Annotated in this window: 10 protein-coding genes and 1 pseudogene; 9 read left to right on the top strand and 2 right to left on the bottom strand. The window is 69.1% G+C overall.

The genetic code is table 11. The annotated features are described in order from the left end of the window. The first annotated feature begins 75 nt into the window (after positions 1 to 75). From infA to ACTTAG_RS05160, 5 genes and pseudogenes are all read left to right on the top strand, one after another. Positions 76 to 294 (top strand): translation initiation factor IF-1, encoded by a 219-nt coding sequence (gene infA, locus ACTTAG_RS05140; RefSeq protein ID WP_013068259.1) that lies wholly within the window; start codon positions 76 to 78, stop codon positions 292 to 294. Then, a pseudogene (locus tag ACTTAG_RS05145) lies at positions 291 to 867 on the top strand (Maf family protein). The gene infA and the pseudogene ACTTAG_RS05145 overlap by 4 nt, the downstream one beginning before the upstream one ends. After that, the gene (locus ACTTAG_RS05150) at positions 864 to 1,904 is read left to right on the top strand and encodes a ribonuclease E/G (protein WP_444464465.1); all 1,041 of its coding nucleotides are present in this window, start codon (positions 864 to 866) and stop codon (positions 1,902 to 1,904) included. The pseudogene ACTTAG_RS05145 and the gene ACTTAG_RS05150 overlap by 4 nt, the downstream one beginning before the upstream one ends. Next, positions 1,901 to 2,074 carry a DNA gyrase inhibitor YacG gene (locus ACTTAG_RS05155; RefSeq protein WP_444464466.1) on the top strand — a complete coding sequence of 58 codons (174 nt, stop codon included), beginning with the start codon at positions 1,901 to 1,903 and terminating at the stop codon, positions 2,072 to 2,074. Before ACTTAG_RS05150 ends, ACTTAG_RS05155 begins: the two co-directional genes overlap by 4 nt. A gap of 66 nt (positions 2,075 to 2,140) precedes the next feature. After that, positions 2,141 to 2,851 carry a response regulator gene (locus ACTTAG_RS05160; protein WP_444464467.1) on the top strand — a complete coding sequence of 237 codons (711 nt, stop codon included), beginning with the start codon at positions 2,141 to 2,143 and terminating at the stop codon, positions 2,849 to 2,851. Here the strand turns inward: ACTTAG_RS05160 and ACTTAG_RS05165 are convergent. Continuing rightward, positions 2,818 to 5,493, bottom strand: a complete 2,676-nt coding sequence (locus ACTTAG_RS05165) for an ATP-binding protein (RefSeq protein WP_444464468.1) — start codon at positions 5,491 to 5,493, stop codon at positions 2,818 to 2,820. The genes ACTTAG_RS05160 and ACTTAG_RS05165 overlap by 34 nt on opposite strands. Then, positions 5,490 to 6,905: an ABC transporter substrate-binding protein gene (locus ACTTAG_RS05170; RefSeq protein WP_444464469.1), complete on the bottom strand. Its 1,416-nt coding sequence runs from the start codon at positions 6,903 to 6,905 to the stop codon at positions 5,490 to 5,492. The genes ACTTAG_RS05165 and ACTTAG_RS05170 overlap by 4 nt, the downstream gene beginning before the upstream one ends. A gap of 66 nt (positions 6,906 to 6,971) precedes the next feature. Between ACTTAG_RS05170 and ptsP the strand changes: the two genes are divergently transcribed. From ptsP to ACTTAG_RS05190, 4 genes are all read left to right on the top strand, one after another. Next, complete coding sequence (ptsP, locus tag ACTTAG_RS05175) at positions 6,972 to 9,452, top strand: phosphoenolpyruvate--protein phosphotransferase (RefSeq protein WP_444464470.1); 2,481 nt, start codon at positions 6,972 to 6,974, stop codon at positions 9,450 to 9,452. Beyond that, positions 9,449 to 10,399: a 1-phosphofructokinase gene (pfkB, locus tag ACTTAG_RS05180; RefSeq protein WP_444464471.1), complete on the top strand. Its 951-nt coding sequence runs from the start codon at positions 9,449 to 9,451 to the stop codon at positions 10,397 to 10,399. Before ptsP ends, pfkB begins: the two co-directional genes overlap by 4 nt. An 18-nt stretch (positions 10,400 to 10,417) precedes the next feature. After that, complete coding sequence (locus ACTTAG_RS05185) at positions 10,418 to 12,154, top strand: PTS fructose-like transporter subunit IIB (RefSeq protein ID WP_444464472.1); 1,737 nt, start codon at positions 10,418 to 10,420, stop codon at positions 12,152 to 12,154. A 246-nt stretch (positions 12,155 to 12,400) separates the two neighbouring features. After that, positions 12,401 to 15,160, top strand: coding sequence for a sensor domain-containing protein (locus ACTTAG_RS05190; protein WP_444464473.1), 2,760 nt, complete (start codon positions 12,401 to 12,403; stop codon positions 15,158 to 15,160). Positions 15,161 to 15,184: the final 24 nt, after the last annotated feature.

Here is a 15,184-nt window from a genome sequence, read left to right on the forward strand (position 1 = left end):
CTTGAATTCTGCCTTTAGCGGGCGCAAAGAAAGCGCGCCCGCCGCATCCGTGCGGGTATCCCCAATGGAGTGACCATGGCCAAGGAAGAGATGCTCGAATTCCCCGGCGTCGTGAAGGAACTCCTGCCGAATGCGACGTTCAAGGTCGAGCTGGAAAACGGCCATGAGATCATCGCGCATATGGCAGGCAAGATGCGCAAGAACCGCATCCGTGTTCTGGCAGGCGACCGGGTGCAGGTGGAAATGAACACCTATGACCTGTCCAAGGGTCGCATCAACTACCGTTTCAAGTGAAGCTTGTCCTCGGATCGGCCAGCCCGCGGCGACGCGAGCTTCTGGGTCAGCTGGGCCTGACCCCCGCCGAGGTCCGCATTCCCGACATCGACGAGACCCCCGCGCGTGGCGAAGACGCCCGCGCCTATGTCGCGCGCATGGCCCGCGAAAAGGCGGCGGTGCTGAATTGCGCGGCGGACGAGGTGATCCTGACCGCCGATACCACCGTCACCCGCGGGCGCCGGATTCTGGGCAAGCCTGCGGATGAAAAGGAAGCGGCCGAGTTTCTGTGGCTGCTCTCGGGTCGCCGTCACCATGTGCTGACCGCCGTGGCCGTGCGCAGCGCCGCGGGCCTGCGCGAACGGCTGGTGGATACGGTGGTGAAATTCCGCCCGCTCTCGAACACCGAAGTGAACGGCTATCTGGCCTTCGGGCGAATGGCAGGGCAAGGCGGGCGGCTATGCGATTCAGGGCCTGGCCGGGGCCTTCATTCCGTGGATTCAGGGCTCGTTCACCGGCGTCGTCGGCCTGCCGCTGGCTGAAACCGCCGTGCTTCTGCGCGCGGCGGGCGTTGCCGTGGGAGAGGGCGCATGAAGGGTCGCATCGTGGTTTTGGGCGCCATCGGCGGGCTTGAGGCCGCCGCGCTGATGGTCGATGGCCAACTGGAAGACCTGCTCGTCGATGTCTCGGACGCGATGGCCTTGGCGCCCGGTGCGATCTGCCGCGGCCGGATCGAGCGGCCGATGAAAGGGCAGGGCGGTCTTTTCGTCACGCTTCCGGGCGGCGAAAAGGGGTTTCTGAAAGACGCCAAGGGGATGTCACCCGGGCAATCGGTGCTGGTGCAGGTCTCGGGCGGGGCGGAACCCGGCAAGGCGATCCCGGTCACGCTGCGGCTTTTGTTCAAGGGCCGCTACGGCATCGTCACCCCGGGCGCGCCGGGGCTGAATGTCTCGCGCCGCATCCGCGAGGAAGACACGCGCGAAGGTCTGCAGGCCTTGGCGGGCGTGGTGATGGAGGGCTCGGAGATGGGCCTGATCCTGCGCTCGGCCTGTGACGGCGCCGAGGAAGGCGAGATCGTCGAGGATATCGCAGGCCTGCGCGAGCTGGCCGAGGCGGTGCTGGCCGATCTGGACGGCGCCCCGGAATTGCTGGTCGATGCGCCCGCGCCGCACGAGGAAGCCTGGCGCGAATGGGCCGATCCCGCCCCCGACGAGGTGGTGGAGGGCTTTGAAGATCACGGCGTTCTGGAGGCGATCGACACGGTTTTGACCCCGCGCGTGGCGCTGCCCGGCGGCGGTCACCTGATGATCGAGCCGACCCGCGCGCTGGTGGCGGTCGATGTGAACACCGGCCCCGACACCTCGCCCGCCGCGGCGCTGAAAGCCAATATCGCCGCCGCCCGCGATCTGCCGCGGCAGTTGCGGCTGCGGGGCCTCGGCGGTCAGGTCGTGGTCGATTTCGCGCCGATGCCGAAGAAAGACCGTCTGGTGCTGGAACAGCAGCTGCGCACCGCTTTCAAGGGCGAGGCGGCGGAAACCAGCCTTGCGGGCTGGACGCCGCTGGGGCTTTATGAACTGGTGCGCAAGCGCGACCGCGTGGCGCTGGCGTCTCTGCTTGCGGGGCGGACATGAGCTGCCCGATCTGCGGCAAGGAGACGGCGCCGAAATACCGCCCCTTCTGTTCCAAACGCTGCGCCGATGTCGATCTGGCGCGCTGGCTGAACGGCAGCTACGTCATCCCCGGCGACATCGCCGAGGAAGAGGAGCGCCCGGGCGAAGACCCCGCGGGCCCGGTGCAGTAAAGCCCTTGCCGCAAGACTGGCGGGCCGGGCGATCCCTTCTTATGCTGCGGCGGGGGAGGCCTGCGGATGGTGAGGATTCTGATCGTCGATGACGACCCGGATGTGCGCGAGCTTGTGCGCTACGAGCTTGAAACGCGCGGCTGGGAGGTGACCGAGGCGGCGACCGCGGCCGAGGTGGCGCCGGCGCTGGCCGCGGCGGCGCCCGATCTGATCTTGCTCGATCTGCGCCTGCCCGATGAAGACGGGCTGGTGCTGGCGGCGCGGTTGCGCGCGGTCTCGCGGCTGCCGATCATCATGCTGACCGGTCTGGGCGGCGATGTGGACCGGATCGTCGGCCTTGAAATGGGCGCCGATGATTATGTGGTGAAACCCTTCAACCCGCGCGAACTGGTGGCGCGGATCAAGGCGGTGCTGCGCCGGGCGGGCGTGGCCGCGGTGCCGGTCGCGCTGAGCGAACATGACCGGCGCAGTTTCGCGGGCTGGGTGATCGACCTGACGGCGCGCAGCCTTGAAACCCCCGCGGGGCAGTCGGTGGCGCTGACCAATGCGGAATTCCTGCTGCTCGAGGCGTTCGTGCGGGCGCCGCGCTGCGTGCTCAGCCGCGATCAGCTTCTGGAACGCACCCGGACGGATGGCGGCGAGGTCTTTGATCGCACCATCGACGTGCTGATCTTGCGGCTGCGGCGCAAGATCGAGCCCAATCCGCGCGCGCCGCAGCTGATCCGGACCGAGCGCGGCGCGGGTTATGTGCTCGATGCCGAGGTGCGGCGGCTCTGATCTTCCAGCGTCAGGCGGATCGCGGCGGCCAGCACCTCCTCGGGGACGGGTTTTCGAAGCAGGTTCGGCAGATCCGCCCCCGCCTTGCCCGGCGCGCCGGAGGTAAAGAGCACCGGCAGATCCGGGCGCAGCGCCCGCGCCCGTTCGGCCAGCGCCCGGCCATCCAGACCGGGCATGGCGAGATCGGTGTAAAGCAGGTCGATTTCGGGAATTTCCTTCAGCATTTCCAAGGCGGTCAGCCCGTCGGGCGCGGTCACCACGGCATGGCCCAGCCGACGCAGCTGATCGGCGGTGATCTCCAGCAGGTCGGCGTCATCATCGACGGCCAGAATGCAGGCCTCGGCCGTCTCCAGCCCCGCCGGGCGCGGCAGATCGGGCGCGGTGCTTTCGGGCAGGCGCAGGCGGACGCAGGTGCCCGCGCCCGGGGCGCTTTCGATCGTCACCGTGCCGCCCGATTGCCGCACGAAGCCATAGACCATGGAGAGCCCCAGCCCGCTGCCCTTGCCCACGGGTTTCGTGGTGAAGAAGGGCTCGAACACCTGATCCAGAAGCTCGGGCGGGATGCCCGCGCCGGTGTCGGAAACGGCCAGTTCGACAAAGCCATCCTCGGCGCGCCGGGTGGTGACGGTGATCTCGCCCACGCCCTCCATCGCGTCGCGGGCATTCACCGCCAGATTCATCAGCGCGTTTTCCAGCTGCCCCGGATCGACCCGCACCCGCGGCAGATCTTCGGCGAGACCGGGGGTGATCCGCACGCCCGATCCCAGGCTTGAGTGCAGCAGATCCAGCGTCCCGCGCACGAGGCCGTTCAGATCGACATTTTCGGGCGCAAGGCGCTGGCGGCGGGAAAAGGTCAGCAAACGGTTGATCAGCCCGGCGGCGCGGTTGGCTGCAGAAAGGCCGCGTTCGGCGCGGGCCTTCAGCGCCGGGCTGGGGCCCAGTTCGCGCGCCAGAATGTTCAGATTGCCGATGATCACCGCAAGGATGTTGTTGAAATCATGCGCAATCCCCCCCGTCAGCTGGCCCACCGTCTCCAGCTTTTGCGCATGCAGCAGCTGGCTTTGTGTCGCCCGTTGCTCGGTCACATCCATGTGGATCGTGGCAAAGCCGCCCATCGGGATCGGGTTCGAGCGCAGCTCCAGCACCCGCCCCGAGGGAAAGCGCATCTCGACCCGCGTCGGCCCGGCCAGCCGCCGCGGCACGAGGTCATCGAGATCGACCGGCGTGCCGTCCGGCAGGCTGGCCTGCACCCCGCGCGCCACCAGCCTTTGGTTGATCTGCGCAATCGTCGGGGTGTCGGCGACCTCTTCGGCGCTGAAATCATGCAACGCCAGATATTGCGGGTTGAAAGCCACCAGCCGCCGGTCGTGGTCAAAGACGGAAAAGCCGTCCTTCATCGTCTCGAAGGTCGCCAGCAGCAGGTTCGAACGCTCCGCCAGCTCCCGGTCCAGCTTTTCCACCTGCGCCGAGTTTTCGCGAAAGACGGCGAAGGCGCGGGCCAGATCGCCGATCTCGTCGGCGCGATCCGCCCCGGGCACGGTGGCGTCGCGTTCGCCCGCGGCCAGCCGCACCATCGCCGCCGTCACCGCGCGCAGATTGCGCGACAGCGGCCCGATCACCAGACCATAGGACAGCCCGCCCGCGATCAGGATCACCGCAAGGCCGATCGCCGCGAAATGCGTCGTGCGTTCCAGAATGGTGCGGCGCAGGCTTTCGGTCACCTCGGCGGTGGTGCGGCTGGCGGCCAGAACCCGTTCCTCGACCGCGGCTTTCAGATCCACCGCCCGCGCCGCCGCCGCGGCCAGCGCCGTCTCGGCCGCGGCGCGGGCGCGCAACTCCTCGGCCTGCAGATCGAAAAGCCCCCCCGGCCCGGCCTGATCGCGCAAGGCGGCAAGCGCCGCGCCGAAATCGGCGCGCAGCCCCGCGGGCAGCGCCGATCCGGTGGCGTCAAGCTGCGCCAGCGTGCGCAGATAGGCGGCCCGCCCGTCTTCAAGCGCCTGCGCCTCGCGGGCATCGCCCGCCAGCAGCAGCTCCGACATCGCCCGGTCGGTCAGCCGCTCTGCCGCCAGAAGCGGCGCCTGGGACCGGACGGCGGTGCGGTAGATCTCCGGCTCGGGCAGGCTTTGCCCGGCGGTGATCGCCTCGACCGCCAGGATCGAGGGGCCGAGCAACTGGCGCAAAGCATCCTGTTGCGCCAGCATCTGCGCCCGCTCCCCCGCGCGCCGCGCCGCCAGATCGCGCAGCTGCCCCAGATCGGCGCTCAGATCGCGCAGCCGCGCCGCCAGATCCCCCGACAGCGTCGCGATCCGATCCGGGCTTTCCGTGGGCGCGGCGGCCCGCAGGGCGCGCATCTGCTCGGCAAAGGCGGCCAGATCGGCGTCGATGGCGCGTTGCGCCTCGGTCAGGGCGGCATCGGTGCTGGCGGCCATCAGGCTCGCCCCGCGGCTTTGCAGCCGGTCGCCGATCCGCGCGAGCCGCAAGGCCGCCGTCATCGCGGGCACGTCGCGGCCGGTCACCGTTTCGGCCGCCTCGCCGATCTGATCGAGCGCCCGGATCGCCGCGACCCCGGCCAGCGCCATGGCCAGCGTCGACAGCGCGACGATCAGCAAAAGCCGCCCCTGAATGCCGCGCCAAAGGGTCATCTGGATGCCTCCAGCCCCATCGCCTCACGGTAGTGGCGGCGCTGGCTGGCGCGGCCGAGCCGGTCGGTGATCCGGTCCCATTCCGCCGCCGCTTCCGCCAGCGCGGCCTCGGGCGTGATCTCGCCCGCCAGCACCCGGCCGATCCGGGCATCGAGCGCGGCCATATAGGCGGGATAGCCTGGCAGGCGCAGATCCGGCGCGGTCTGCGGCGCCGACAGGCTTTCGCGCAGCACGGACAGGTAGTCACCCGCCGCCTGCGCCCCCATCAGTCGCGTCCAGCCCGCGCTGTCCTCAAGTTGCGACAGCCGATAGGGGTTGAAGCCCGAGGCGCCCGACATCACATCGCGCGCCGCCCGCGCCGGATCGGCCATGAAGGCGATGTAATCCCAGGCGGCCTTCGGATCGGCGGCCCCGCGCGGCACGACCGCGATCCAGCCGCCGAAGGCCAGAAACGGCACCGGGCGCGGCGCCGTCAGCTGGTCCCAGCGTTTCGCGACCGGGTTCCAGACCTGATCGGCGCCGGGCAGCGCAAAGAAGCCGACCCGGTCGCGGATTTTCGACGCGGCGGGATCGGTCGCCACCGTGCCGATGTCGGACCAATCGAGCGCCATCGCCCCCCGGCCCGCGGCAAAATCCGTGCGCACGCCGTGACTGGCCAGCGGCGCCCCCGGCGCGGTGGCGAGCGCGGCCAGATAATCCTGCAGCGCGCGACGCCAGGCCGGGTTGTCGATCTCGGGCGCCATCGTGTCCGGGTCGAAGAAGAAATGCCCCGGATGGTCGGGATGGGCGGTATAGGCCGCCGCATGGGAGAAAAGCGACCAGAGCCGCTGGCCATTCTCGGCCGAGGCTTCCAGCGTGCCGGCAACGCCCCGGGCGCGGAAAAATCCCGCAAGACGGGCGTAATCGTCCCATGTCCGCGGCGGCTCCAGCGCGCGGCCGGTCTGCGCCCGATAGGCTGCCTGCGTTTCCGGGTCCTCGAACAGGTCGCGCCGATAGGCGCCCATGTGCAGATCGCCATCCAGCGTGACCGCCAACCATTTGCCGCGCCAGCGCATCTGCCGGTCGCGATAGGCGGGGTGGATGCCCTGCACCAGCGGGCTTTGCACCAGCGCCTCGGGCACCGGCATGAGATAAGGCGCCACATCGGGCAGCCAGTCGGCGGGCAGGATCAGCACATCGGCGGGGGTTTGGCCGGTGACGAAGCCCATCATCACCTCGCCGTAAAGCGCATCAAACGGGCGGGGCGTCACCTGCACCGCGACGCCGGTTTGCCGCGCAAACTCCGCCCCATGCGCGATGGCGGGCCCGGCAATCGGGCCGCCGTCGCGGGTCAGCACCTCCAAAGCCTCGGCGCGGCCAAGGCTCAGCGCCAAGATGACAATTGTTACAAGCCGGGCCGTCACGGGCGACATACTCCATTCATCTGCCGGGCGCTTCGTTCCCCCAGAGCATCGCACATCCGATGCCGAGGAGGAACCGTGATACCCCTGACCAGCGAACTTGTGGCCATCGGCAAGACGGCCACCGACAAGGCCGATGCCATCGCGCAGGCCGTGGACCTGCTGACCGCCGCGGGCAAGATCGACCCGCGTTACGGCCAAAGCATGATGGGCCGCGAGGCCGTCGCGAACACTTTCCTTGGCAATGGCATCGCCATTCCGCATGGTCTGCCGCAGGATCGCGACCTGATCCATGACACCGCGATTGCGGTGGTGCAGTTGCCCGCGGGCGTGGACTGGGCGCCGGGCGACAGGGCGCGTCTGGTCGTGGCGATCGCCGCGAAATCGGATGAGCATCTGCAGGTTCTGAGCAATCTGACCGACGTTCTGGCCGACGAGGCCGAGGCCGAGCGGCTGGCGACGACGACGGACGCCGCGGTGATCGTGGCGCGGCTGACTGGCGCCGCGGCGCCCGTGGCGGCCACCGAGGTGCCCGCGGATTTCGCGCAGGGCTTTGACGTGGTGGTGACGGGCGTGCATGGGCTGCATGCACGGCCCGCGACCACGCTTGTCGATCTGGCCAAGGGTTTTGCGGCCGAGATCCGGCTGCGCAACGGCGCCAAGGTGGCGAATGGCAAAAGCCTGATTTCGCTGCTCAATCTGGGCGCGGCGCAGGGGGCTGCGCTGCGCGTCAGCGCCGAGGGCCCGGATGCGCAAGCGGCTTTGGCGGCCATCGCCGCGGCTTTCGAGGCCGGGCTTGAGGACGAAGAAGACACCGGTGCGGCGGCCCCCGAAGCCGCAACGCCCGGTCTGACGGGGGCGGGGGCGTCGATGGCCTGCTACGAGGGGCGCACCCTTCATGGCATCTCCTCCTCGCCGGGTTACGCGCTCGCCCCCGTCTTCCGCTTTGCCCGCGACGCGGTGGTCTTTGACACCGACGGCACGGATGCGGCCTTTGAAACCGACCGGCTGGAGGCCGCGCTTCAGACCGCCTGGCACGAGCTTGAAGAGCTGCACGACGAGGTCTGGAAGAAATCCGGCCCCGCCCGCGCCGCGATCTTCCGCGCGCATCAGGAGTTCCTGCACGACCCCGAAATGGTCGAGGCCGCCAAGGCGCTGATCGGGCAGGGCCGCTCGGCCGGGTTTGCCTGGCATCGGGTCTTCAGCGAGCGCGCCGACCTGCTGGGGGCGATGAAGGATGCGGTGCTCTCGGGCCGCGCCATCGACCTGCGCGATGCGGGACAGCGCGTGTTGCAACATCTGGGCCGGGTGCAGAGTGGCGAAACCCATCTGCCCACCGCGCCTTGCATCCTTCTGGCCGATGACCTGACGCCGTCTGACACCGCGCGGCTGGATCCGGCGCTGGTGCGCGGCCTTGCCACGGCGCAGGGCGGGCCGACCTCGCATACCTCGATCATTGCGCGCGCGCTTGATATTCCGGCCGTCGTGGGCCTTGGCGCGGGGCTTTTGGACCTGCCCGCGGGCACGCCGGTTCTGCTCGATGGCGGCGCAGGCGTGATCGTTGTGGCGCCCACCCCTGCCGATACGGCACGCGCCGAGGCCGCGATGGCGGCGCTGACGGCGCAACGCGAGGCCGAGGCGCGCGAACGCTACAAGCCCGCGCTGACGGTCGATGGCGCGCGGGTCGAAGTGGTTGCCAATATCTCGGACGTGGCCGAGGCCATCGCCTCGGTCGAGGCCGGGGCCGAGGGGGTGGGCCTTCTGCGCACCGAATTCCTGTTCGTGAACCGCGAGGCCCCGCCCAGCGAAGACGAACAGGTGGCGATCTATTCCGCCATGCTGACGGCGCTGAACGGGCTGCCGATCATCATCCGCACGCTGGATGTGGGCGGTGACAAGGAAATCCCCTATCTGCGCATGCCGGTTGAACAAAACCCGTTTCTGGGCGTGCGGGGCATCCGCTTTTGCCTGAGCCACGAAGACCTGTTCCGCACCCAGTTGCGGGCGATCTACCGGGCGTCCGCCAAGGGTCATGTGCGCATCATGTTCCCGATGATCGCGATGATCGAGGAGCTGGAGACCGCCCGCCGCATCGCCGAGGAGGTCCGGGCCGAGCTTGGCGCCGAACCGGTCGAGATCGGGATCATGATCGAGATCCCCTCCGCCGTGATGATGGCGGCGGAACTGGCGAAACGGGTCGATTTCTTCTCGATCGGGACGAATGACCTGACGCAATATGCCCTTGCCATGGACCGGATGCATCCGGTGCTGGCGAAACAGGCCGACGGGCTGCATCCGGCGGTGCTGCGGCTGATCGACTTCACCGTCCGCGCGGCGGATGCGGCGGGGATTTGGGTCGGCGCCTGTGGTGGCATCGCGGGCGATCCGATGGGGGCGGCGGTGCTCTCGGGCCTTGGGGTGCGGGAACTGTCGGTCTCCATCCCCGCGGTGGCCGGGATCAAGGCGCAGCTGCGCCGGTCCTCGATGGCGGACAACCGCGATCTGGCGCGCCGCGCACTGGCGTGCTGCGACGCCGCTGAAGTGCGGGGGCTGACATGAGCCCCCGGATTGCGACGGTTTCGCTCAATTCCGCCGTCGATCAGACGGTGACCGTGCCGGGCTTTACCGCCGATGCGGTGAACCGGGTCGCGGCGTCCCGGATCGATGCGGGCGGCAAGGGCGTCAATGTGGCCTCGTTCCTGGCCCATTTCGGCCATGAGGTTGCGGTGACCGGCCTGCTGGGCCTTGAAAACGAGGCGCTTTTTGCGCGCCATTTCGCGGCGGCGGGGCTGGTGGATGCCTGCCTGCGCCTGCCCGGCGCGACGCGGACGAATGTCAAGATCGTCGATCCGCTGCAAGATCAGGTCACCGATCTGAACTTCCCGGGCATTGCGGCCGGGCCTGCGGATCTGGACGCCGTGGCCGCGCGCCTGACCGATCTGCTGGCGCAAGGCCTTGATTGGGTTGCCCTTTGCGGCAGCCTGCCCGAGGGGCTGGGGCCGGAGGCCTATGCCCATCTGACCGCGATTGCCCGCAAAGGCGGCGCAAAGGTCGCCGTCGATACCTCGGGCCCGGCGCTGGCTTTGGCGCTGGCGGCCTGCCCCGATATCGTCAAGCCGAACACGGCCGAACTTGGCGCGCATCTGGGCCGCAGCCTGACCGATCTTGAAGCCGTGATGGCCGCCGCCCGCGATCTGATTGCCGAAGGCGTCGGGCTGGTGGCTGTGTCGATGGGCGAGGCGGGCGCGGTGTTGGCGCGGGGCGACGAGATTGCCCTTGCGATCCCGCCCGCGACGCGGGTCGCCTCCACCGTGGGGGCGGGGGACGCGATGGTGGCGGGGCTGATCCATTGCGCCACGCGCGGCCTGAGCCTGTCCGACACCGCCGCGCTCGCCACCGCCTTTTCGCTGGGCGCGCTGGGCGAGATCGGCCCGCATCTGCCGCCGCAAGACCGCATCGCCGGGCTGGCCCGCAGCGTCACCGTCAAGACGCTGCCGCCCGTCTGAGCCGAAGGGGAGGAACCCATGTCGAACATCATAGCCGTGACCGCCTGTCCCACAGGCATCGCCCATACCCATATGGCCGCCGAGGCGCTGGCCGCCACCGCGCGCCAGATGGGCCATGACATCCGTGTCGAGCGCCACTCTGCCATGGGCGTCGAGGCGCCCCTGCAGGCGGCCGAGATCGCCGCCGCCGATGTGGTGGTGATCGCCGCCGATATCCGTGTCGAGGAGGCCCGCTTCGTCACGAAACCCGTTTACCGGACCACGACCAGCCGCGCCGTCACCCGGACGGCGGCGGTTCTGGCCGAGGCCCTTGCCCTGACCGGAGAGGAGACCCCGCAGATGACACAGGAAACAGGCCAAAGGCCGCTCAAGGTGGTGGCGATCACCTCCTGTCCGACCGGCATTGCCCATACGTTCATGGCGGCCGATGCGCTGAAAAAGACCGCCGCCGCGCGCGGCTGGGAGATCGCGGTGGAGACCCAGGGCTCGGTCGGCTCGCAAAACGCCCTGACCGAGGCGCAGATCAAGGCCGCCGATCTGGTGGTGATCGCGGCCGATACCCATGTCGATGACAGCCGGTTCGGCGGGAAAAAGGTCTACAAGACCTCGGTCGGGGCGGCGGTGAAGGGCGCGGCCAAGGTGCTGGATGCGGCGCTGGCCGAAGGCGTGGTGCTGGGCAGCAATCTGGCCGATACCGTCGATGCGCTGAAGGCGCAACGCGCTGCGAACCGCTCCGGCCCCTACATGCATCTGCTGACGGGCGTGTCCTACATGCTGCCCTTGGTGGTCGCCGGTGGTCTGCTGATCGCGCTGTCTTTTGTCTTTGGCATCAAGGCCTTCGAGGCCGAGGGCACGCTGCCCGCGGCGCTGATGGCGATCGGTGGCGGCGCGGCCTTCAAGCTGATGGTTCCGGTTCTGGCGGGCTTCATCGCCTATTCGATCGCCGACCGTCCCGGCCTGACGCCGGGTCTGATCGGCGGCATGCTGGCGGTGAACCTGAACGCCGGGTTCCTGGGCGGGATCGTCGCGGGCTTCCTGGCGGGCTATGTCGCGCGCTGTTTGCGTGACGCGATCCAGCTGCCGCGCACGCTTGAGGGCCTCAAACCCGTCCTGATCCTGCCGCTTCTGTCCACCGCGATCACCGGCCTTGTGATGGTCTATGTGGTGGGCGAGCCGGTGGCGGCGATCCTGGCGGCGATGACCTCGTTCCTGCAGGGGCTGGGCACCACCAATGCCGTCGTTCTTGGCCTGATCCTCGGTGGCATGATGGCCGTCGACATGGGGGGCCCGATCAACAAGGCGGCCTATACCTTTGCCGTGGGCCTTCTGACCTCGGAGACCTATGGGCCGATGGCGGCGGTGATGGCCGCGGGGATGACGCCGCCGCTCGGTCTGGCGCTGGCGACGCTGGTTGCGAAGAACCGCTTCACCGCGGAAGAACGCGAAGCCGGTGGCGCCGCCGCGGTGCTGGGGCTCTCCTTCATCACCGAAGGCGCCATTCCCTTCGCCGCCAAGGACCCGGCCCGGGTGATCCCCGCGATCATCGTCGGCTCGGCGATCACCGGGGCGCTGTCGATGGCGCTGGGCTGCCTGCTGGTCGCGCCGCATGGCGGGATCTTCGTGCTGGCCATTCCGAATGCGGTGACCCATCTGGGCCTTTACGCCGCCTCGATCGTCATCGGCACGCTGGTGACCACGGGCCTGCTGATCGCGCTGAAGAAACCGATCCCGGCCGAGGGCGCCGCCCGCGCCTGACCCGGCTTCAGACCCCCGCCGCCGACGGTCCCCCGACCGTCGGCGCCTTTTCCGGCCCGGCCTGCGTGTCGGAATTTTCTAAAATGCCTTTGAAATTCGGGGATTGTCGCGGAAATCGTCAGGATTGCTTCATCCCTTCCGGTGCAGGTTGACCAAGGGTCTCGGGGCGGTCCGTTCACGGCGATTGACACATCGTCCGCGTTCGTGTCCGACTTTCCCTGACCCGGAACACACCCAAGGCACACCATGCCCGCCAGACTGGTTCAACATGTCACCGCGTTTCGGATCGCCGCCGCCTATGCGCTGGTCGGCGTGCTCTACATCCTGACCAGTGACCGGCTGCTGGCGCTGGTGGCCGGGGATCTGCCGCAATATCAATCTTATCAGACGCTGAAAGGCTGGGGGTTCATCGCGCTCACCTCGCTGGGGCTGTGGCTGATGCTGCGCTTTGCCTTTCGCCGCCTTGAACACACGCTGCGCGCCGTCACCCGGGCCGAGGACCGGCTGCGCGGGGCGCTGGACGCGGCGGGGGGCTGTGCCTGGGAAACCCGCATGACCGCAGCGGGCGAGGTGGTCTTTCGCGCCAGCGGCAGCCTTGCGCGCGCGCTGGGCTTCGTGGGCGAGGGGCCGCTGCACCAGGCCGATCTGCAGGGGCGGGTGCATCCGGAGGATCTGGCCGCCTGCGATGCCCATTTCACGGCGCAGCGGGCGGTGATGCTGGGACAGATCGACTCGGTGCCGCCGCTGCTGCTGCGGCTGCGGGCCGAGGACGGGCAGTATCGCTGGATCAAGATCGTCGCCGATGTCGATGGCCATCGCCGCGACCCCGAGGGCAGCCTGTTCGGTTTCGCGCTGGACGTCACCGACCTGCAGCAGGCCCATCACAGCCTGGCCGATGTGATCGCCGGCGGCGAGGTCGGAACCTGGCGGCACGACACCCGCACCGACCGGCTGACGGTGAATGACCGCTGGGCGGCGATGCTGGGGCGCAGGCTGCAGGACCTGCCGCAGCCGCTGACCATCGACGACTGGCGCGCGCTCGTGCATCCCGAAGATCTGGCGCAGATGACCCGGTCGCAGGCGCGCAAATTCCTCAGCCGGGATTATTTCTGCACCGAAGAATTCCGCATGCGCCATGCCGATGGCCATTGGGTCTGGATCCTGTCGCGCGGCCGCGCCGTCGAGGTGTCGCCCACCGGCGAGGCCGAGGTGCTGTCGGGCGTGCATGTCGACATTTCCCGCCGCAAGGAACTGGAGGCCGAGCTGATCGCGAAAAGCGATTTCCTGCAGCGGCTGACGGAAACCTCGGTCTCGGGCATCCTCGCCTTCGATCCTTCGGGGGCGATCGTCTTCGCCAACATGGAGGCCGAGCAGATCCTCGATGCCGCGGGGGCGGGTCTGGTGGGGCGCGACCACAGCGCGCTGGGCTGGCTTTACGGCAGCCCCGGCTGCGGCTTCCCGTTCGAGCGCGTCGCGCGCGGGGGCGAGACGCTGCATGACCTGCGCCTGACGCTGCCGCGCGCGGACGGGACGGAGCGGGTGATCTCGGTCAATGCGGCGCCGATGGCGGCGCGCGGCGGGCCGGTGCAGGTGGTCTGCTCGGTCTCCGACATCACGCAGCGGCTGCAGGACGAACGGCGTCTGGCCGAGGCCGCCGAGGAGGCGAGCCATGCCGCGACCCATGATGCGCTGACCGGCCTGCCGAACCGCGAATCCTTCCGCGCCCAGGTGGCCCCGGCACAGGCGCGGGCGCGCGGGGCAGGTGAATTGCTGCAGCAGGTCTTCCTGTCGATCGACCAGTTCCAGCAGATCAAGGACCGCTTCGGCCCGCAGCTGGGCGACCGGGTGATCTGCAAGGTCGCCGAACGGCTGGAGGCGCTGCGCGAGCCCGACCAGCTTCTGGCGCGCGTCGGCGCCGAGGAATTCACCTTCCTGCGCCGCTGCCGCATCGCCGAGGAGCCCGAGGGGGCGACGCGGATGCTGAGCGCGGTCTTTGCCGAACCTTTCGACATCGACGGCCAGCCGCTCTATCTCTCCGCCTCGATGGGGCTGAGCCAGTTTCCGATGGATGCGCAAAGCCCCGAGGAAATGTGGCTGAACGCCGATCTGGCGATGTATGAGGCCAAGGCGCTGGGCGGCAACCGCTCGGTGCCGTTCACGCCGAAGCTGCGCGACCGCCTCGCCCGCGAGGCGACGATCGGGCAATCGCTGCAACGGGCGATCCGTGACGGCGCCTTTGCGCTGTATCTGCAGCCCAAGGTCAATCTGCTGGAAGGCGACAGCCTCTCGGGCGCCGAGGCGCTGGTGCGCTGCACCGATCCGGCGCTGGCGGGCATCGGCCCCGACCTGTTCATGCCGATCGCCGAAAAGACCGGACTGGTGCGCGACATCGACCTGTTGATGATCGACCTTGTCGGCGCCTTCCTGGCCGAGCTGCGCGGGCGCGGGCAGCGGCTGTGCGTCTCGGTCAACCTCTCGCCCGAAAGCCTGCGCCGCGCCCGGTTCGGGCAGGCGGTGCTGGCGCATCTGGCGGCGGCGGCGCTGGGCCCCGAGGATGTGCTGTTCGAGATCACCGAGGGCGCGGTCGTCGATCTGAACTCCGAGGCGCGCGACAGCATCGAGGCGCTGCTGGCGGCGGGCTTCGAGCTTTCGGCCGATGATTTCGGCACTGGCTATTCCTCGCTCAGCTATCTGCAGAAGCTGCAGCTGAAGGAGCTGAAGATCGACCGCAGTTTCGTCTCGCGCATCGCGCTGGACGATGGCGCCTCGGATGCGATCGTGCGCGCGACGCTGGCGATGGCGGCGGCGCTTGGGCTGCGCACCGTCGCCGAGGGCATCGACACGCCCGAACAGGTGGCCTGGCTGCGCCAGCACGGCTGCGATGTCGGGCAGGGGTATTTCTTCGGCAAGCCGATGCCTGCCAGCGCGTTTCTGGACGCCTATCCGGGCGGCACCGCCACCTGTGCAGCGACCTGTGCCGCCACCTGTGCTGCGGCGGGGGGCTGATTTTCACCGCTTTCCGGCCCCGCG

Origin of the sequence: Rhodobacter capsulatus (assembly GCF_052363185.1) — a bacterium.
Lineage (GTDB): Bacteria > Pseudomonadota > Alphaproteobacteria > Rhodobacterales > Rhodobacteraceae > Rhodobacter > Rhodobacter capsulatus_E.